17 protein-coding genes are annotated in these 19978 nt (G+C 63.6%); 10 read left to right on the top strand and 7 right to left on the bottom strand.

Annotated elements, in window-relative coordinates; genetic code table 11:
• Window positions 1-213 precede the first annotated feature (213 nt).
• Together HHL14_RS30890 and HHL14_RS30885 are read right to left on the bottom strand one after the other, a co-directional pair.
• Entirely contained in the window at window positions 214-1560 is a 1347-nt protein-coding gene (locus tag HHL14_RS30890) for an ABC transporter ATP-binding protein (RefSeq protein WP_169501395.1), read from the bottom strand.
• Window positions 1561-1579: 19 nt separating this feature from the next.
• Window positions 1580-3331 carry an ABC transporter permease gene (locus HHL14_RS30885; RefSeq protein ID WP_169501394.1) on the bottom strand — a complete coding sequence of 584 codons (1752 nt, stop codon included), beginning with the start codon at window positions 3329-3331 and terminating at the stop codon, window positions 1580-1582.
• A 796-nt stretch (window positions 3332-4127) separates the two neighbouring features.
• Between HHL14_RS30885 and HHL14_RS30880 the strand changes: the two genes are divergently transcribed.
• Entirely contained in the window at window positions 4128-5819 is a 1692-nt protein-coding gene (locus tag HHL14_RS30880; protein ID WP_169501393.1) for a sensor domain-containing diguanylate cyclase, read from the top strand.
• 188 nt (window positions 5820-6007) lie between these two features.
• Window positions 6008-6274: a double-stranded DNA-specific endonuclease gene (locus tag HHL14_RS30875; RefSeq protein WP_169501392.1), complete on the top strand. Its 267-nt coding sequence runs from the start codon at window positions 6008-6010 to the stop codon at window positions 6272-6274.
• A gap of 163 nt (window positions 6275-6437) precedes the next feature.
• Here HHL14_RS30875 and HHL14_RS30870 read toward each other — a convergent pair whose 3' ends face one another.
• Window positions 6438-7754, bottom strand: a complete 1317-nt coding sequence (locus HHL14_RS30870) for an ATP-binding protein (protein WP_169501391.1) — start codon at window positions 7752-7754, stop codon at window positions 6438-6440.
• Window positions 7738-8463 (bottom strand): response regulator, encoded by a 726-nt coding sequence (locus tag HHL14_RS30865; protein ID WP_027799783.1) that lies wholly within the window; start codon window positions 8461-8463, stop codon window positions 7738-7740. Before HHL14_RS30865 ends, HHL14_RS30870 begins: the two co-directional genes overlap by 17 nt.
• A gap of 219 nt (window positions 8464-8682) precedes the next feature.
• Here HHL14_RS30865 and HHL14_RS30860 point away from each other — a divergent pair, with 219 nt between their 5' ends.
• Window positions 8683-9225 (top strand): periplasmic heavy metal sensor, encoded by a 543-nt coding sequence (locus HHL14_RS30860; protein WP_169501390.1) that lies wholly within the window; start codon window positions 8683-8685, stop codon window positions 9223-9225.
• Between the two features lie 151 nt (window positions 9226-9376).
• On the opposite strand, the gene HHL14_RS30855 is transcribed toward HHL14_RS30860, so the two are convergent.
• A complete protein-coding gene (locus HHL14_RS30855; RefSeq protein ID WP_169501389.1) occupies window positions 9377-10087 on the bottom strand; it encodes a pirin family protein in 711 nt (236 codons plus the stop codon).
• 673 nt (window positions 10088-10760) lie between these two features.
• On the opposite strand from HHL14_RS30855, the gene HHL14_RS30850 reads away from it, so the two are divergent.
• From HHL14_RS30850 to HHL14_RS30830, 5 genes are all read left to right on the top strand, one after another.
• Window positions 10761-11537 (top strand): ABC transporter substrate-binding protein, encoded by a 777-nt coding sequence (locus HHL14_RS30850; protein ID WP_169501388.1) that lies wholly within the window; start codon window positions 10761-10763, stop codon window positions 11535-11537.
• Window positions 11538-11850: 313 nt separating this feature from the next.
• Window positions 11851-12540 carry an ABC transporter permease gene (locus HHL14_RS30845; protein WP_169501387.1) on the top strand — a complete coding sequence of 230 codons (690 nt, stop codon included), beginning with the start codon at window positions 11851-11853 and terminating at the stop codon, window positions 12538-12540.
• On the top strand, window positions 12537-13250 hold the full coding sequence (locus HHL14_RS30840) for an ABC transporter permease (RefSeq protein ID WP_169501386.1): 714 nt from the start codon (window positions 12537-12539) through the stop codon (window positions 13248-13250). The genes HHL14_RS30845 and HHL14_RS30840 overlap by 4 nt, the downstream gene beginning before the upstream one ends.
• 41 nt (window positions 13251-13291) lie before the next feature.
• Window positions 13292-14071, top strand: a complete 780-nt coding sequence (locus HHL14_RS30835) for an ABC transporter ATP-binding protein (protein WP_169501385.1) — start codon at window positions 13292-13294, stop codon at window positions 14069-14071.
• Between the two features lie 613 nt (window positions 14072-14684).
• Window positions 14685-15836, top strand: a complete 1152-nt coding sequence (locus HHL14_RS30830; protein WP_169501384.1) for a porin — start codon at window positions 14685-14687, stop codon at window positions 15834-15836.
• 187 nt (window positions 15837-16023) lie between these two features.
• Here HHL14_RS30830 and glnK read toward each other — a convergent pair whose 3' ends face one another.
• Both glnK and HHL14_RS30820 read right to left on the bottom strand, forming a co-directional pair.
• Entirely contained in the window at window positions 16024-16362 is a 339-nt protein-coding gene (gene glnK, locus HHL14_RS30825) for a P-II family nitrogen regulator (RefSeq protein ID WP_006048444.1), read from the bottom strand.
• Window positions 16363-16542: 180 nt separating this feature from the next.
• Window positions 16543-18243, bottom strand: a complete 1701-nt coding sequence (locus HHL14_RS30820; protein ID WP_169501383.1) for an NAD+ synthase — start codon at window positions 18241-18243, stop codon at window positions 16543-16545.
• Window positions 18244-18391: 148 nt separating this feature from the next.
• On the opposite strand from HHL14_RS30820, the gene HHL14_RS30815 reads away from it, so the two are divergent.
• On the top strand, window positions 18392-19561 hold the full coding sequence (locus tag HHL14_RS30815) for a GNAT family N-acetyltransferase (RefSeq protein WP_169501382.1): 1170 nt from the start codon (window positions 18392-18394) through the stop codon (window positions 19559-19561).
• 17 nt (window positions 19562-19578) lie between these two features.
• Complete coding sequence (locus HHL14_RS30810) at window positions 19579-19917, top strand: GIY-YIG nuclease family protein (protein WP_169501381.1); 339 nt, start codon at window positions 19579-19581, stop codon at window positions 19915-19917.
• Window positions 19918-19978: the final 61 nt, after the last annotated feature.

The raw sequence follows: 19978 nt of genomic DNA, 5'->3' as shown, positions 1-19978 counted from the left end.
ACGCTTTAATCCCACTCTCGCCTTGCAAATATGCGTCTACCAACCGCTGCTTGAACCGTTCGTCGTACTTCGCCATGAAAAACACCCCAAAGGTTGGATCAGTGTCCAACTTTTGGGGTGCAGTTCAGTTCGGAAATGAACCTCGCCGCTTTTTTTTGCCGGCCCGGCACCTGCATCGGCACCGGTCCGCGATCTCTTCCTACTCTCGCCCGCTCAGGACTCCACGTCTTCCAGACTGAAGATTTCGGTCTGGTCGTTGTACGAGAAGATTTCGCCGTAACGGCCCCAGTTGATGACCGCGTCGAGCGTCTCCTCGGCGGCGCTATCGGACAGGAAGTCTTCCAGCTCCTGCTCGAAACGCACGCGCGGCGCGCGATGCCCCGGCCGCTCGTTCAACACCTTCTTGATCCGCGCGGCAAGCGGCACGTGGCGCAGCAGATGCTCGGCGAACATCATCTTGCGTTCCTGCGTGCCGAACTCGGCGAACACGCGCGCCGGCGGCGTCAGGAAAATATCGCCCTCGCGCACGTCGGCGAAACCGAGGTGCTGCAGCACTTCGGCGATCGGGAACAGATCGTCGACCTCCAGATGCAGCGAGCGCGCGATTTCCGGCATGTCCGCGCGACCGTGGTACGGCGCGGCGGCGAGCGTTTCGATCAGACCCGCCATCAGGTTGGTCGACACGTGCGGCAACCAGCTGTGCAGCTCAAGCCCCTTGCGGGTCTTTTCGTCGGTCTGACGCGCGGTCATCTTCGCGTAGATCTCGTCGACGAGGCGGCGGAACGCCGGGTCCAGACGATTGCGCGGATGCTTGAACGGCACCTTGATCTCGGCGATCACCCGCCCCGGATTCGACGACAGCACCAGAATCCGGTCGCACATGAACACCGCTTCCTCGATGTTGTGCGTGACGATCAGCACGGCCTTGATCGGCATGCGGCCTTGCGTCCACAGATCGAGCAGGTCGGTACGCAGCGTTTCGGCGGTCAGCACGTCGAGCGCGGAGAACGGCTCGTCCATCAGCAGCAGCGTCGGGTCGACCACCAGCGCGCGCGCAAAGCCGACGCGCTGACGCATACCGCCCGACAGCTCGCGCGGATACGCGTTCTCGAAACCGTCGAGACCGATCAGGTCGATCGCCGCGAGCGCGCGCGTGCGCCGCTCGCTAGCGCCGACGCCTTGCGCCTCGAGACCGGCTTCCACGTTCTGCAGCACGGTCAGCCACGGGAACAGCGCGAAGGTCTGGAACACCATCGCGACGCCTTTGGCCGGGCCTTCGAGCGGCTTGCCCATATAGGTCACTTCGCCGTCGGTCGGTTCGATCAGACCGGCGATGATACGCAGCAGCGTCGACTTGCCCGAGCCCGAGCGGCCGAGCAAACCGACGATCTCGCCTTCGCGCAGCGACAGATTCGCGTCGTCGAGGACGAGCAGTTCGCCCTGGGTCTTGTTGAAGCCGCGGCACACGTCCTTCACGCGCAGGATTTCCTCGCCGAGGCGCGGGGGCTTCGGCGGCGTCTGGATCGGCGCGGCGGTCATAGCAGCTTTAGGATTTTGCATCGCGTTAAGCCTTCATTTCTCAATCTAGGCGGAGCTTGCCTTCGGCATAGGCGTACATCGGACGCCACAGCAGACGGTTGAACAGGGTCACGAACAGGGACATCACGGCGATGCCCACGATGATCTTCGGATAGTCGCCCGCCGCGGTGGTCTGCGCGATATAGGCGCCGAGACCATGCGCGGCGACCTTGGTATCGCCCCACTGCACGAATTCGGCGACGATGCTCGCGTTCCACGCGCCGCCCGACGCGGTGATCGCGCCGGTCACGTAGTACGGGAAAATGCCCGGCAGCATCGCCTGACGCCACCATTGCCAGCCGCGAATGTGGAAATTCTTGGCCGCCTCGCGGTAGTCGTTCGGGTACGAGCTCGCGCCGGCAATCACGTTGAACAGGATATACCACTGCGTACCGAGCACGATCAGCGGCGACAGCCAGATATCCGGGTTCAGATGGAAGCGCACGATCACGATCACGAACACCGGGAACAGCAGGTTCGCCGGGAACGCGGCAAGGAACTGCGCGAGCGGCTGGATCTTTTCCGCGAGCGCCGGACGCAGACCGATCAGCACGCCGATCGGCACCCAGATCACGGACGCGATCGCGATCAGCACGACCACGCGCAACAGCGTGATCAGACCGAGCACCAGCACGTGGCCGACTTCTTCGAGCGACACGCCGGTCCGCACATAAAGGAACACGCGATACACCACGTAGACGGTGACCAGCAACACGAGCGCCGCCCAGAGCATGTCGCCGAACTTCGAACTCTTCTCGCGCTGCGGGATCTGGAAGCGCGGCGTGCTGAACGCCGGCAGCTCGAAGCGCACGCGCGCGGCTTTGGCGAACATCCAGCCGAGCGGCACCAGCAGGCGGTGAATCAGGCGGGTGCGGCGAATCAGGTCGAGCAGCCAGGACTCCGGCGCATCGCCCGAACTGGTGTTTTCCATCCGGAATTTGTCGGCCCACGCGACGAGCGGACGGAACAGGAACTGGTCGTACGCGAGAATCACGACCGTCATCGCGAGGATCACCCAGCCGATCGCGTGCAGGTTCTTGTCGCTGATCGCCTGGGCCAGATACGCGCCGATGCCCGGCAGCGTGATCGTTTTGTTGCCGACCGTAATCGCTTCCGACGCAACCACGAAGAACCAGCCGCCCGACATCGACATCATCATGTTCCAGATCAGGCCCGGCATCGAGAACGGCACTTCGAGTTTCCAGAAGCGCTGCCATGAAGTCAGATGGAAGCCGCGCGACACTTCATCCAGATCGCGCGGCACCGTGCGCAGCGACTGGTAGAAGCTGAACGTCATGTTCCACGCCTGGCTCGTGAAGATCGCGAAGATTGCCGCGAGCTCGGCGCCGAGCACGCGGCCCGGGAACAGCGCGAGGAAGAACGTAACGGTGAACGAGATGTAGCCGAGCACCGGCACCGACTGCAGGATGTCGAGAATCGGCACCAGCACGAGTCCGGCGCGCCGACTCTTGGCCGCGAGCGTGCCGTACACCAGCGTGAAGATCAGCGACGCGACCATCGCCGCGAGCATGCGCAGCGTGGTGCGCAGCGCGTATTCGGGCAGGTTGGCCGGATCGAGCGAGATCGTCTGGGATTTCAGCGTCGACATCGGCGCGAGCGTCTCGTGAAAACCGATCGACGCCATCGCGATCAGACAGATGATCAGCGGAAACGCAACGAAGTCCCAGCGATTGGGCAACACGCGCCATGCCGACGCATTGGCCGTGCGCTTCAGGTTGAAACTGAAATCCATCAGACGCCCTCCCCAATGGAACAGGCATTCGAACGCTCGAAGGAGGCCGCGACTATCTCACGGCGGTCTATGGATCGGTCCGGAAAGCAGAAATCAGGCATGGCAAAACACGCGTGCGTGGTAAATCGTTAGCGTTGGAGACACGTCGGCCGGCAACGGACAGGGTCGTGGACAAGTCGCCCAGGATCACCGCCCTCATACCGGATCGCTGTCGCCGCGGACGCCGCCCTAAGGCCGGCGGGCTTTCCTCGTTTGGACGGCACGACACTACACCATCCTATGTTTCAGGCACAACCTCGGACCGCAAATTGCGAGATGGCTCACAAGCCCGTGGCGTAAGCCGTTGGCAAGCATCGGCCCGGGTGACCGCGCCGCACTGTACCCTGCTCGAACGGATTGCGGGGCGTCACCTCGCGAAGCCATCCGGGCGCGTGGCGCCCAAGCCACATCCGCGTCTCTCGACGCGAATCAGTCATCCTGACGAACTCGTTCCCGGAACGCCGTGCAGCCATCAAGAAACCGACGCGGCTGCCGTTATGAACCTGGCCAGCCCCGCATATGCAGTCCGCATCCCAGCAATAACGGTGGCGTCGGGCCCCATGACGGTTAAAATCGGGAAACGACGTCCCTGTTTAGAAACAGTTCATCCTGGGCCGCGGCGACGACGCAGCGCACCCTGCTTGCGAAGAGCCGTCACCGCGACCGGCAACGCGGCCGCCACGGAGGCAGACACAGCGCCGGCGCGCTGCCACGATTGAGCAAGTTGCATGTCACAGCCAGACGGATCAGAGGGTCGATGAACAGGACAACCTTGCGCCAGGTCGCCGGGCCGGTCAGCTTCGTGCTGATCGTACTGGTTTGCTGGTTCGTGGCTGGCATGGTCGCGGACCGGATGGTACAGCAAGAGCTGGACGCGGCGCTGCGCACGCAGCGGCAAATGTCCACGTCGATCGTCGACAACATGGCCGAAGTGATTGCCAGCGACCTCGCGATGTCCCGCGCCATCCCCGCAACCATGGCCGAAATGGACGTGGTCCAGCGTGCCTTGATGCAAGCGCAGAATTATGCCGCGAACGGCGAAGCGGCGGAACCCGCTCTGCGCACCGCGCTGCTCGCCAATCCGCAGATGACCGCGGTCAGCAAGTTCCTGCACGACGCCCAAGGCTTCTCCGGACTCGACCAGATCTGGATCGTCAACACGAACGGCATCTGCGTGGCCTCGAGCAGCACGATCGCGGACCCCGGCGGCGCGCAACGCTCGTTCGTCGGCGTCGACATGCGCGCGCGCGGCTATCTGACCAACGCGCTGCTCGGCGCATTCTCCGAAGCCTACGGCGTGGGCCGCGCAAGCGGCGAGCCGGGTATCTTCATCGCCGCGCCGGTGTATTCGGACGGCCTGCTGGTCGGCGCGGTGGTCGCGAAGGTCGGCATCGCGCGGCTGCGCCATTGGGTCGCCCACGCGGGCACCTTCGTCGCCGACGACAACGGCGTCATCATCATGGCGCACAACAGCGCGCTCGAAGGCCACGCGCTGCCGAATTCGCACGTCACGCAAATGAGCCCCGCGGAGCGGCGCGTCATCTACCGCCGCGATACGTTTCCCGACATGCTGATCCGCGAAGATACCGAGTTGCGCGAGCAGGCGCCGTGGGTGCCGCCCGCCGTCGCCGGGCAGCTGTTCGGGATGAGCCGGCAGCCGGCGCCGGCGCTCTATCAGTCGCGCAGCGGTCTGAATTCGGGACTGTCCGCGCATCTGGTCGACCCGCTCGCCGCGTGGCCCGAGCTGCTGCGCAACCACAAGCGCGACCATCTGCTGGTATTCCTGACGCTGGCCGGCACCGTCGCGCTCGCCTGGGTCATCACCGTGTCTTATGTGCGCGAGCGGCGTCACCATCGCGCGACACGCGATCTCGCCGAACAGCTGCAGTCGGCCAATACGCTGCTGTCGGCCGAGGCGCGGCACGATGCGCTGACCGGCGCGTTGTCGCGGCGCTATTTCCTCGATCTGCTGCGACGTGAAATCGATCGCGCCCACGCGAACAACGAGCCGCTGTGCATGGCGATCGCCGACCTCGATCACTTCAAGCAGATCAACGACCACTTCGGCCATGCGGCCGGCGACCGCGCGCTCGAACATTTCGTCGATACCTGCCGCGCCGAGTTGCGCAGCTCCGACGCGATCGGTCGGCTCGGCGGCGAGGAGTTCGGACTGCTGCTGCCCGCCACCGATCTGGCGGGCGGACGTGAGGTGGTCGAGCGTCTGCGGTTGCGTCTGAAGGCGGTACCGTCGCCGAAGCTGCCGGCCGCGGCGGGCTTGAGCGTGAGCATCGGCATCACTGAACTGTCGCCCGACGATCTGCCCGAGCGCATCATGAGCCGCGCCGACACCGCGCTCTACGCGGCCAAGACCGGCGGGCGCGACCGCACCGAAGCGCTGCCGCCCGACGACACCGCGCCGCCGACCCGCACGGCGGTGAATGCCTGGTAAGCGCCGGATCGAACGATGCGCGTCGTTCTTTTTACCCTGCCCACAACAACGCTCGCTGCCCACCCATGGCTTGACGCACCGCAAAAGCGCGGAGTCGTCGTTGTCGACTGAACCAGGCTTCCCGCATCGGAGCAGGTATCATCGATCCTGATATTGGATCGTTGCTATTGCTCTAACGGGAGATTCGCATGAAGGGAAATCTGGTGATCGTCTGTCGCGATCAGGACGCTGACGCATTCGACCATCTGCTCGCCGAATATGGCGCATTCCAGACGCGCCTGTCGTCTACCGCGTGGTATCTGAAACTGGAGGTCGCGCCGGAACTGATTCAGGAGGAAATCCTCACGCGCCTCGGCAAGTACACGACGCATTACATCTTCGAGGCGGAATCGGTGACGTGGAATACCGTGGACAGCGAAACGGCCAATGCATTGAATACGTTGTTCTCGGATTAAGCACTGCCCACTCGCGATGCCGCCGCTACGCGCCCGCATCGCGACGCTTCACTCCGCTGGCTCAAGCGGTCGCATTCACCTGCTACGTTAGTTTGCCAGGCTGGCTTGCCAACTTGATTTACCACCTTGGTTCGCCGCCCTGATCCACCGCTTCAGTCTGCTTCTACCAGGCATTTTCCGAGGCTGTCGCCACGCGCGGCAGCACTTCGAGCGGAAAGCTCATCAGCACTCGCAAACCGCGGCCGCCGTGGTTACCGATCTCCCACTCGCCACCCGCGCGCCGCACCAGACGTTCGACGATCGCCAGACCCAATCCGCTATGACCGTTGCCACCGCGCGCCGGATCGAGCCGCACGAACGGCCGGCTCGCGCTGATCAGGTCCTGCGCGGCAATGCCTTTGCCGTTGTCGCTGATCGACAGCGTGAAGCCCTGCGATGTCCGCGCGGTGGCAACCACCACCGGCGGTGCACCGTACGCGTGAGCGTTGTCGAGCAGATTCGACAGGATCCGGTCGAGCGTGGCCGCGGGCAGCAGGAACGACGGTCCCGCGTTGAGTTCGGTCCGCACGGTCGGCGCACCGGCGGCGACCGCCCGATAGCTGCGTACGACCCGCTCGCATTGCGCATCGACTTCGACCGGCTCGCTGCGATCCGCGCCGTCGTGCGCAAACACCAGAAACTGCTCGACGATATGCGTCATCGAGTCGACGTCGCGCACGACACCGTCGCGCGTTTTCGCGTCGTCCATCATTTCGGCTCGCAGCCGCAGACGCGCAAGCGGCGTCTTCAGGTCATGCGCGACGCCGGCCAGCATCACCGCGCGATCGTTCTCGGTCCGCGCGACTTCCTGCACCATCTGATTGAAACCATGCGTGAGTTGCCGCAATTCGCGCGGGCCGCGCTCCGGCACCGGCGGCACCGGCAGGCCTCGACCGAAGCGCGTGACCGCCTGGGCGAGCGAGCGCAGCGGCTGCTGCAACGCCCATGCGGCAAACAACGCCGCCATCACCGCGAACGAGAAGATGATCGCGAGCCACAGCACGGTGCGGTCGAGCGAGCGCGGCATGCGCAGCGGCTGCACCGGCACGACGATCCAGTTTCGATCCGTCGCGGCGCGCACCCACAGCGTGGGCGGCCCGCCAGGCGGACCGACACGCACCTGGGTGTTGGCTGGCATGCGATCGCGCAAATCTTCGATGAAGCGCTCGAGCGGCGCCGGCAATTCCGTGTTGACCGCCGGCACGTCGGGGCTCGCCGGATCGACGAGCTTCACGCGTGACGGCAGCGGTTGATCCGGTGTACGGGCGACGTGCTGACGTACCGCGTCGACGAGGAAGGTCGCTTCCTCGACCGCGTAGCGCGTTTGCTGTTGCGAGCGTTCGAGCCGCATCAGCGCATACCACGCGAAATGCGACAGCATCAGCACCGCGACGACGAGCAGCGCTAGCCGCCCAAACAGCGAATCAATGGGCCGGCGCATGTTGCTCGCCGTCCGGCACGAACACGTAACCGCGGCCACGCACCGTCTGGATGAAGCGCGGGGTGGACGGATCGGTTTCGAGAATGCGACGCAGGCGCCACACCTGCACGTCGATGCCGCGGTCGGTGCCGTCGTACTCGGGACCGTGCAGCAATTCCAGCAGACGCTCGCGCGTGAGCGTGCGCATCGGGTGATTGACGAAAATCTTCAGTAGCGCGAATTCGCTGCCCGACAGCGTGAGCGGCCTGTCTTCGAGATGCAGCGTGCGCGACTGGAAGTCCAGCGTGAAGCGGCCGAAGCTGAACGGCTCGCGCTGTTCCGGCGCGGCCGCCGACGGCAGCGTGCGACGCCGCCGCAGCACCGCCTGCACGCGCGCGAGCAGTTCGCGCGGATTGAACGGCTTGCCGAGATAGTCGTCCGCGCCGAGTTCGAGCCCGACGATGCGATCGACGTCGTCCGCGCGCGCGGTGAGCATGATCACGGGGATATCGTCGCCCGACGCGCGCAGCTTGCGCAGCGCGGTGAGACCGTCCACGCCGGGCATCATCAGGTCCAGCACGATGAGGTCCGGGCGCTCGCGTTCGAGCCGGCGCTCGAGCGAGCCGGCATCGTGCAGCACCGATACTTCGATGCCCTGACGGGCGAGATAGTCGCGCAACAGATCGCGCAATTCGACGTCGTCGTCGACAACCAGGATTTGAGTAGCCATGGGATGAAGTTTAACGCTCAGCAGATTGGGTTTTCGTTTTCAGAACCGCCTCAAGGGTTACCGGGTGTTACGGTGAAAGGCGCACGTAATCGGTGGTAATAGCCGCATCCTGCCGCGTAACACAGCGACCGGCACGCTTCTCTACGCTGTGCCTTACCGAATGCAGGCAGTCCACATGACCGGTTGCATCGTCGGCTATTCCATTACAAGGAGCCTTATATGTCCACCAAAAAGATGTCACGCGTTCTCGCCGTTGCCGCCACCGCTCTCGCCCTCGGCGCGGGTGCCGCTTATGCCGCTCAACCCGCCGAGCACGCGCACGGCGGCCCCGGCGGCTGGCACGGCCAGTTCATGAAGCAGCTGACCCAGCTCCACGACCAGCTCAAGCTGAACGCGGATCAGGAAAAGCTCTGGCAGAACGCGCTCGATACGATGAAGCAGAACCACGAAGCGATGCGCGCAAACCACAAGCAGGCTCACGACCAGTTCAAGGCCGCGCAGCAACAACCGATCCTCGATCTGAACGCGATGGCCGCCACGCATCAGCAGATCGAGCAGAAGAACGCGCAACTGCACCAGCAAACCACCGACGCATGGCTGAAGTTCTATAACGGCCTGAACGACCAGCAGAAGACCACCGTCAGCACCGCGCTGAAGCAGCGCTTTGCGCGGATGGAACAGCGTCACGAGAAGATGCGCGAGCGCTGGGAGCAGCACAAGGCTCAGAAGGGCGCGGCTTCGGCTCCGGCCGCCAACCAGTAAGCGCGCCGGTTGCGAGGCGGGCCAGCGCGGCCGCCTCGCCGATATAAAAACGCCACGGAAGAAGTTTTCCGTGGCGTTTGCGTTGGTGCCGACTATCTGGCTGCAGTAATAACTAGCGGCGGTGAGCACCGCGGCGCGAATCAGCCGTGAATCAGCCGTTCAACGGGCCGAGATCGAACAGCAGCACTTCTGCGTGCTCGCCCTGCTCCAGCGTGACGGTATCGACGTCGCTCAGCTTCGCGGCGTCGCCCGCCTTGAGCGCCGTGCCGTTCACGCTCAGCGCGCCGCGCGCGACGTGCACGTAAGCGAGACGCCCCGCCGGCAGCGCGAACGTCGCCTGTTCCGCGCCGTCGAACAGTCCCGCGTAAATCGACGCGTCCGCGTGGATCGTCACCGAGCCGTCGCGACCCTCGGGCGACGCGATCACGCGCAGGCGGCCGCGCTTGCTGTCGGCGTCGAAACGCTTTTCCTCGTAGCCGGGCTGATCGCCCGCGCGGCGCGGAATGATCCAGATCTGCAGCAGATGCGCGAGCTCGTCTTGCGACGCGTTGAACTCGCTGTGCTGCACGCCGGTGCCGGCGCTCATGCGCTGCACGTCGCCGGGACGGATCGTCGAGCCGTTGCCCATGCTGTCGCGATGCGCGAGCGCGCCTTCGAGCACGTACGTGACGATCTCCATGTCCCGGTGACCATGCGCGCCGAAGCCCTGGCCGCCGGCGATGCGGTCTTCGTTGATCACGCGCAGCGGGCCGAAATGCACGTGCTGCGGATCGCGGTAATCGGCAAACGAGAAGCTGTGATACGAGTCGAGCCAGCCGTGGTTGGCATGGCCGCGTTCTTCGGAACGGCGAATCTCGATCATGGAAAATCTCCCGGCAAGTAATAAATAGAGCGATGACGGAAATGTAGGGGCAGCGCCGCAACTTAACAATCGGCGCGCCAGCACCGGACCGTTCCAGCGGTGCATGCAATCGCGCGCGGACCGCCCGGCCATGCCGAAACGGCCGACCGACCGCCCTCATCCCACGCGAGGCTTTCCCGAACCGAACCGCTTGCCGTGAAACCCATCCGGCAGGAAACCGGCCGGAAACGCCGCACGGGCCGGAAAATCGCCGCCGGCGTCGCGCCCGCACAACGCCCGCCGCGGCGACTTGCCGCTCGCGGCCCTGCCGGACTGGCAGCTTGCCGCTCTTCGGGTAAAATACCGCGCTTTTCAACGCGCATGCGCTCCGTTGGACGTGCATGCTGCGCCGGCGAGCTGCGTCGGGCAAGCCGCAACCGGTGCGCGGCGACGTCCGCGACCGTGAAAAACGGGTGCAATGGGTTGTCTAACGGGCAGTTAAGGGACGGTTACAGGGCAGCTTAAAGCGCTCCGCTCTACCCGCCACGTCGAACCAACCGTCGCCCGTCGCGCAGCGACACCCCTGCGGCACGGCAATTTTGACCGCCTAGAATAGCGACCGTCGGCGACCGTCGGCCCCAGCCGATGCTCGCCGAGTCGATCATCACGACGATCAGTTTGATCCAGGAGAATCATGAAGAAGTTCGCACTGTGCGTGGCTCTGGCAGTCATGGCCACCGGCGCGATGGCGAAAGAATGGAAGACCGTGCGCATCGGCGTCGATGCCAGTTATCCGCCGTTCGAATCGAAGGCGCCTAGCGGCGACATCGTCGGCTTCGACGCCGATCTGACCCGCGCCCTGTGCGCGAAGATGAACGTGAAATGCGTGTGGGTCGAGTCGGATCTCGACGGCATCATTCCGGCGCTGAAGGGCAAGAAATTCGACGCGATCATCTCCTCCCTGACCGTCACCGACAAACGCCGCGAACAGATCGACTTCTCCGACAAGCTGTTCGACGCACCGGCCCGCATGATCGCGAAAAGCGGTTCGCCGCTGCTGCCGACGCCCGAATCGCTGAAGGGCAAGCGCGTTGGCGTCGAGCAGGGTTCGACCCAGGAGCAATACGCGAAGCTCTGGTGGGAGCCGAAGGGCGTGACCATCGTGTCGTACCAGAATCAGGATCAGGTCTACGCCGATCTCGCATCGGGCCGTCTCGACGCCGCGCTGCAGGACGAGTTGCAGGCCGACGCCGGCTTCCTGAAGACGCCGCGCGGCAAGGGCTTCGCCTGGGCCGGCCCGGAAGTGAAGGATCCGAAGACGATCGGCGAAGGCACCGCGATCGGTCTGCGCAAGGGCGACGCCGATCTGAAGGCGATGTTCAACCGCGCACTCGCCGAGGTTCATCAGGACGGCACGTTCCGGAAGATCGAGAAGCAGTACTTCGACGTCGACATTTATCCTGGGCGCTAGGCGAAACTCGGGGCTCGCCCGCATGGGCTTGACCGGAACTTCGGAATAGAGTCGGCTCAGGCCGGTGGCAATGGCGGTCGTAGTCGTTATCGTAGTCGCAGTCGTAGTGGCAGCACCGGGCAGTAGATTCAAAACAACTCGAGACGAAAGTCCAAAAGCGCGCCGCGGGATCGGCAATGTTCCCGCGGCATGATTTGCACAGCGGCGTGCTGTGCGCCGCAGGTCACCGCGAGCCGACCGCTCGCGGCACACGCGGCGCAACACGGGCCGCGTCTTTCGCGGTGCGCGACGCGCGCATCGTCAAGGACTTCCTATGTTCCTTCAAGGCTACGGCCCGCTGCTTCTCACCGGTACCTGGGCAACCGTCAAACTGGCGGTGCTGTCACTCGTACTGGCCTTCGTGCTGGGCCTCCTCGGCGCGGCGGCGAAACTGTCGAAAAGCCGCTTCTCCAATGGCGTCGGCACCGTCTACACGACGCTCGTGCGCGGGGTGCCCGACCTCGTGCTGATGCTGCTGCTGTTCTACAGCATCCAGATCTGGCTGAACAACCTGACCGACGCGCTGGGCTGGGATCAGATCGACATCGATCCGTTCGTGGCCGGCGTCGCCGTGCTCGGCTTCATCTACGGCGCGTACTTCACCGAGACCTTCCGTGGCGCGTTTCTCGCGGTGCCGCGCGGCCAGCTCGAAGCGGGCGCCGCCTACGGCATGACGAACTGGCAGGTGTTCTCGCGCATCATGTTCCCGCAGATGATGCGCTTCGCGCTGCCCGGCATCGGCAATAACTGGCAGGTGATGGTGAAGGCGACCGCGCTGGTGTCGATCATCGGTCTGGCCGACGTCGTCAAGGCCTCGCAGGACGCCGGCAAGGGCACGCTGCGGTTCTTCTTCTTCACGCTGCTCGCCGGCGCGATCTATCTCGTCATCACGACGGTGTCCAACTTCGTGCTGATGTACCTCGAAAAGCGTTACTCGACCGGCGTGCGAAAGGCGGATCTATGATTGCGATCATTCAGGAATACTGGCGCAACTACCTCTTCACCGACGGCTATCGCTTCACCGGCGTCGCGATCACGCTGTGGCTGCTGGTGGTGTCGATCGGACTGGGCTTCTGTCTGTCGGTGCCGCTCGCGGTGGCGCGCGTATCGAGGAAGAAGTGGCTGTCGGGTCTGGTGTGGCTGTACACGTACATCTTCCGCGGCACGCCGCTCTACGTGCAGCTGCTGCTGTGCTACACCGGCCTCTACAGCCTCGAAATCATCCGCAACAACGAGCTGACCAACGCGTTCTTCCGCGACGGCATGCACTGCACGCTGCTCGCGTTCACGCTGAACACCTGCGCCTATACGACCGAGATTTTCGCCGGCGCGATCAAGGCGACGCCCTACGGTGAGATCGAAGCGGCGCGCGCATACGGGATGTCGTCGTTCACGCTGTACCGGCGCGTGATTCTGCCGTCGGCGCTGCGCCGCGCGCTGCCCTACTACAGCAACGAAGTGATCCTGATGCTGCACGCGACCACGGTCGCGTTCACGGCCACGGTGCCGGACATCCTGAAGATCGCGCGCGACGTGAACTCGGCGACGTATCAATCGTTCAATGCGTTCGGCATCGCCGCGCTGCTGTATCTATGCATTTCTTTCGCGCTGGTGTGGCTGTTCCGCCGCGCCGAGCGTCGCTGGCTCGCTTACCTGCGGCCGCAAGGCAAGTAACTCCGCGCGCCCCTGGGCAGGCAAGCTCGTTAAGGATCCTGATGAATTCCAAGAAGCAAAAGCTCTTCGTCGACGAGCTTCACAAAAAGTACGGCGACAACGAAGTCCTCAAGGGCGTGTCGCTGAAAGCCGATGCCGGCGACGTGATCAGCGTGATCGGTTCGTCCGGCTCGGGCAAGAGCACGATGCTCCGCTGCATCAACTTTCTCGAGCAGCCGAACGCCGGGCGCATTTTCGTCGACGGCGAGGAAGTGCGCACGCAGACCGCCAGGGACGGCGCGCTGCGCGTGTCGGACCCGAAGCAGCTGCAGCGCGTGCGCACCAAGCTCGCGATGGTGTTCCAGCACTTCAACCTGTGGTCGCACATGAACGTGCTCGAGAACATCATCGAGGCGCCGGTGCATGTGCTCGGTCTGAAGCGCAAGGAAGCCGAGGATCGCGCCCGCGAATATCTCGAGAAAGTCGGTCTCGCGCCGCGCCTGGAGAAACAGTATCCGTCGCATCTGTCGGGCGGCCAGCAGCAGCGCGTCGCGATTGCGCGCGCGCTGGCGATGCATCCCGACGTGATGCTGTTCGACGAACCGACTTCCGCGCTCGACCCGGAACTCGTCGGCGAAGTGCTGAAGGTGATGCAGAAGCTCGCCGAGGAAGGCCGCACGATGATCGTCGTCACCCACGAAATGGGTTTCGCGCGCAACGTGTCGAATCACGTGATGTTCCTGCATCAGGGCCGCGTCGAAGAAGAAGGCCATCCGGACGAAGTATTCCGCAATACCAAAAGCGAACGTCTGAAGCAATTTTTGTCGGGCAGTCTCAAATAATAAAATGACCTGCGGCCGGCAATAATTCGCCGCGTCGAAAATGTAGTCAATGTAGTATTACAAGGCGCTTACGAGCGCCTTTTTTATTTTCTCCGCCGCCTCCTTCGTGCTCTTCGAGAACACGAAAAAAACCGCTCAAAGCCCTTCCAGCAGGCCTCTCAGGTCGATTTTTCGCCCTACCCCGCCACTTTTTAATCGTCAATAGTGGCAATCCTTAATACGCCCCCTTCCGCGCTCTGAGTCCCTTGTCGGATAAGGCTTTGCACGTTTTCCCGAGGTACTTGAACGGGTCGCGCCGCACATTCGTATTGCAATTTGGCGACACCGTTTAGAAGCCATACCAATTTCTTCTCCCGGTTAAAGTTATTTTTGATAAATTAGTAACCAAAGTAGCAAAACAAAGTTGATTAAAAGTAGTTTCACTTCAAAGCAGAGGAGAACCGGTCGGCGAGGGATCGGCATGACGCACAGATAGCTCAACGCTACGCGTCACGGCAGGAGACCCTATCCACCCGCCACTCTCCCCTGGTACCGCTTCCTGTTCGGTGCCGAGCGCATCCGAACACCACTCGCAGTACTGGGTTTCATTTTTTGACAGGGTATGGAGGAGAAGATGAAGAAAGCATTGCTCGCCGCTGCGCTGATGTCGGCCGGCGTTGTTGCACACGCTCAAAGCAGCGTTACGCTGTACGGCCGCCTCGATGCAGGTATCGAGTACATGTCGGGCGTTCCGACCGGCGCCAACGTCAACGGCGCTGCTAACGGCAACTCGACCCGCTGGAAAGCAGAAAGCGGCGACTGGGGCACCAGCCTGTGGGGCATGAAGGGTGTCGAAGACATCGGCGCCGGCAACAAGGTGCTGTTCCAGTTGGAAGGCTCGTTCAACACGATGACGGGCTCGGGCCCGGGCGGTGGCGGCCTCTTCAATCGCTGGGCAACGGTCGGTCTGTCGAACGCACAGTACGGTACGTTCACGATGGGCCGTATGCTCTTCATCTCGAACGGCGTGTGGGACTTCGACCCGTTCGGTCAATCGGACTGGTCGTCGGCATCGCTGGTGCGTGGCCGCAACTGGCCGCAATCGAGCAACAACTTCGCGTACCAGTCGCCGAAGTTCGCCGGCTTTGACTTCTACGGTCAATACGCGCTGTCGAACGCGACGAGCTGGAACGGTAACGGCACGACCGCTCAAGGTCGCGAAGCCGGCGCACAGATCACCTACACGAACTCGCTGTTCCAGGTTCGCGGCATGTACGACGAAATCCGCAACCCGGCGAACGGCGGTCTGTATGGCCCGCAAGTCGGCACGATCAACACGGCCAATGCAGGTGGCGGCGTATTCTCGGCATCGCGTGAATACTCGGCCATGTTCAACGTGTTCCTCGGCCAGTTCAAGGTTCAGGGCGCTTACCAGGCTATCCGTTCGGCAGGTGCAACCGGTGTTCTGCCGGGCCAGCCGACCACGCTCGATCACGAATGGGGCGGCGTGACGTGGCAGGCAACGCCGGCTGCGGCACTGATCGCGGCGGTGTACCACGTGAACGGCAACAACGGCGCGGGCAATGCGACGATCTACACGGTTGGCGGTTCGTACAACCTGTCGAAGCGCACGCTGCTGGACATCCAGGTCGCTGGCGTGTCGAACAGCCGTACGGCTAACTTCGGTCTGAACGCGAACAATCCGGGCTTGGCAGCAAGCACGGACAACCCGCTGCAAGGCAAGGGCCAAACCGGCGTGTACGCAGGTATCCAGCACTCGTTCTAAGCGAGTGTGCCCCGAGGGCAAGTCCTTCGGGGCCTGACAGGTTTCTCCAAGAGAATCTTTTTCACGCTGCTGCGAGAGGCGCGTATCGGTGCAATATCCGCAAGGGTATTGCACCGTTTTTTATGGGCGCGCGGTTTCGTGATGGATTCCGCGCACCGTGACGGTGCGTCGCCTGATTGTGGGGCGCTTATACCGCCGCTTCGTTCTCTTCGCCGGTGCGGATGCGGATCACGCGCTCGACGTCCGCGACGAAGATCTTGCCGTCGCCGATCTTGCCGGTACGCGCCGCGCCGATGATCGCGTCGATCACCTGATCGCACTGGTTGTCCGCGACCACGACTTCGATCTTCACCTTCGGCAGAAAGTCGACCACGTATTCCGCACCACGATAGAGCTCGGTATGCCCCTTCTGACGGCCAAAGCCCTTGACCTCGGTAACGGTCAGGCCGGTGAGGCCAACTTCCGCGAGCGCCTCGCGCACTTCGTCGAGTTTGAACGGTTTGATGACTGCGGTGATGCGCTTCATGGCGAACCTCGTCTCGTGATAGGGAGAGTGAAAAGGGAAAAGATGATTTTTATTCTACGCCGCGCCGGATGCATTGCGGCATCCGGACACGCGCATGCTCGACGACGCTCGGGCCGGGCCGTCGCCAACGCGCTGGCGACGGCGACGACGAAATAGCGGCAACTATTGTGCCGCCGTGTCTCACTCCACCGGCTCGGTATAGCGCGACGTGATCGGATAACGCCAGTCGCGACCGAACGCGCGGTGCGTGACGCGAATACCGATCGGCGCCTGACGACGCTTGTACTCGTTGATCTTGATGAGGCGCGTGACGCGCTTCACGTCGTCGGCCTTGTAGCCCGCCGCGACGATCTCCGCGAGCGAACGATCCTCTTCCATGTACATGCGCATGATCGCGTCGAGTATGTCGTATTCGGGCAGGCTGTCCTGGTCGGTCTGGTTCTCGCGCAACTCCGCCGACGGCGCGCGCGTCAGAATGCGCTCGGGAATCACGTCGCGCGTCGCGAACGTGGTGGCCTCGTTGCGATAGCGGCACAGCCGGTACACGAGCGTCTTGGCAATATCTTTGATGACCGCGAAGCCGCCGGCCATGTCGCCGTACAGCGTGCAGTAGCCGACCGCCATCTCGCTCTTGTTGCCGGTGGTCAGCACGATCGAGCCAAACTTGTTCGACAGCGCCATCAGCAGCGTGCCGCGAATGCGCGCCTGGATGTTCTCTTCGGTCGCGTCTTCGGCACGGCCCGCGAATTCTTCGGCGAGCGAGCCGCGGAACGCGTCGAACATCGGCGCGATCGCGATCTCGTCATAGCGCACACCGACGCGGCGCGCCATCTCGGCGGCGTCGGTAGTCGAAATGTCCGCCGTGTAGCGCGACGGCATCATCACCGCGCGCACCTTGTCGGCGCCGAGCGCATCGCAGGCGACCGCCAGCACGAGCGCCGAATCGACGCCGCCCGACAAACCGATCAACGCGCCTGGGAAGCCGTTCTTGCCGATATAGTCGCGCACGCCCATCACGAGCGCCGCGTACACCTGCGCCTCGATCGACTGCTCCGGCGCGATCGCCGCCGGCAACGGCTTGCCGTTGTCGAACTCGACGATCGCCGTCGCTTCCTCGAACTGCGCGAGCTTCGCGACCAGCTCGCCCTGCGCGTCGAGCACGAACGAACCGCCGTCGAACACGAGTTCGTCCTGGCCGCCGACCATGTTCACGTAGACCATCGGAATGCCGGTCTCGCGAATCCGCGCGCGCAGAATGTCGAAGCGCACCGCTTCCTTGTTCAGGTGATACGGCGAGCCGTTCGGAATCAGCAGCACCTGCGCGCCGGCGGCCTTCGCCATCTGCGCGGCCGATGCATGCCACGCGTCCTCGCAGATCACGACGCCGTATCTGATACCGTCGAGTTCGAACACGAACGGTTGCGGGTCGGCCGCGAAGTAGCGCTTCTCGTCGAACACCTCGGTATTCGGCAGATCCTGCTTGCGATAAGTGCCCTTCACCTCGCCGTCGACGATCAACGACGCCGCGTTGAACGTATCGACCGGTGGCACACCGCGCTCGATCGGCGCGTTTGCATTACCATGGCCATTCGCCGCGTTATGAGCAGCGTCCCGCAGCGGATGACCGACGATCACATGCAGCCCCGTGAACGGCTTCAGCTGCGCGGCGAGATCGGCGAGCGCCGCGGCGCTCGCGGTATAGAACGCGGGACGCAGCAGCAGGTCTTCGGGCGGATAACCCGACAGCGCGAGTTCGGGCGCGACCAGCAGCTTCGCACCATCGCTGTGCGCGGCACGCGCGGCGGCGACGATCTTCGCGACGTTGCCGGCGAAGTCGCCGACAGTGACATTGATTTGAGCAAGAGCGATTCGGGTCTTCATGGCAGGATCGACAGGCAAGCCTTCACGGCTCGCGGGTACCGCGGCTAAAGGGCGCGACGGATTGGACACACCGGATAAACGAACTTAACGAACGACGTGGCCCGAGCATCTTCAAAGCCGCGCCGCTCATTGCAAACAGTCACCTAGATTGAACCAGCAACGCATCGATTATCGCACGGGCATTCTGGCGTCGCCCTCCGAGGTGGACGCCGCCGAGTGGAACGCCCTTCTCGCGCAACAGCCGCAGCCCACGCCGTTTTTGCGGCACGAGTTTCTGAGCGCGCTCAGCGCGACGCAATGCGCGGTCCCCGACACCGGTTGGGCGCCGCAATTCGTCACGCTGACCGACGCGCGCACCGGCAAGCTCGCGGCGGCCGCGCCCGTCTATCTGAAGGGTCACTCGTACGGCGAGTACGTGTTCGACTGGGCGTGGGCCGACGCGTATAAGCGCAACGGCCTGCCCTACTATCCGAAGCTGCTGTGCGCGGTGCCGTTCACGCCGGTGCAAGGCAACCGCCTGCTCTCGACCGACGAGCACGCGTTGCGCCATCTCGCGGCCACGTTGATGGCGTTCGCCGAGCAGGCCGAGGTGTCGTCGCTGCATGTGCTGTTTCCGACTCAAACGGAAGCCGAGGCGCTCACCGACATCGGCATGATGCAACGCGAAGGCGTGCAGTTCCACTGGCTCAACGACGGCTATCGCGACTTCGAAGACTTTCTGTCGACGCTCGAACAGAAGAAGCGCAAGAACATCCGCGCCGAACGTCGCAAGGTGCGCGATGCGGGCGTCACGCTGCGGCGCATTCGCGGCGAAGACATCACGGATGCCGACTGGCGCTTCTTCAGCAAGTGCTATCGGCAGACTTACCGCGAGCATTTTTCGAGTCCGTATCTGAACCTCGACTTTTTCCGCATGATCGGCGCGTCGATGCCCGAGAATCTGCTGCTCGTGATCGCCGAATACGAAGGCAAGCCGATCGCGAGTTCGCTGGTCGTCTATCAGCGCGACGCGAAGACCGGCGGCACGCTGTACGGCCGCTACTGGGGCGCGCTCGAACACGTGCCGTGCCTGCACTTCGAAACCGCGTACTATCAGCCGCTCGAATTCTGCATCGAGGAAAAGCTCGGCGTATTCGAAGGCGGCGCGCAAGGCGAGCACAAGATGGCGCGCGGGTTTCTGCCGACGGTCACGCGTTCGACGCACTGGCTCGCGCATCCGGCTTTCGCCGATGCGGTCGGCCATTTCCTCGACAACGAAAAGAACAGCATCCACGCGTACGTGGACGAGCTGCGCGATCACAATCCGTTCAAGAGCTAGGGGCTGGCAGCGCGGTTATGGCGTGGTTTCTCTATCTACTCGAATGCTCGGACGGCAGCGTCTATACCGGCATCGCGACCGATGTCGCCGCGCGCTTCGACAAACACGTGAACGGCACGGGCGCGCGTTATACGCGCTCGCGCAAACCGGTGCGGGTGCTGGCGTCGTTCGAACTGGCGGATCGGTCGAGCGCGTCGAAGGCCGAGTATTGGGTCAAGCGGCTCACGCCGACGGACAAATGGGCGCTCGCGGCGGGGGTGTTTTCGTTGGAGTCGGTGTTGCCGGTGGTAGCGGTGGATGCCGGCGAAGCGGCAAGCGACGGTAGCGACGACGGCGCCGCAGCGCCGGCTGAGTAACGTGGCCGAGTAACGTCGTCCTTTCCGCGGCACCCGTCGTGTCCACATATCGTGTCCACGT

This window comes from Paraburkholderia antibiotica (assembly GCF_012927125.1).
GTDB lineage: Bacteria > Pseudomonadota > Gammaproteobacteria > Burkholderiales > Burkholderiaceae > Paraburkholderia > Paraburkholderia antibiotica.
This window is presented reverse-complemented; position numbering and strand designations above follow the sequence as displayed.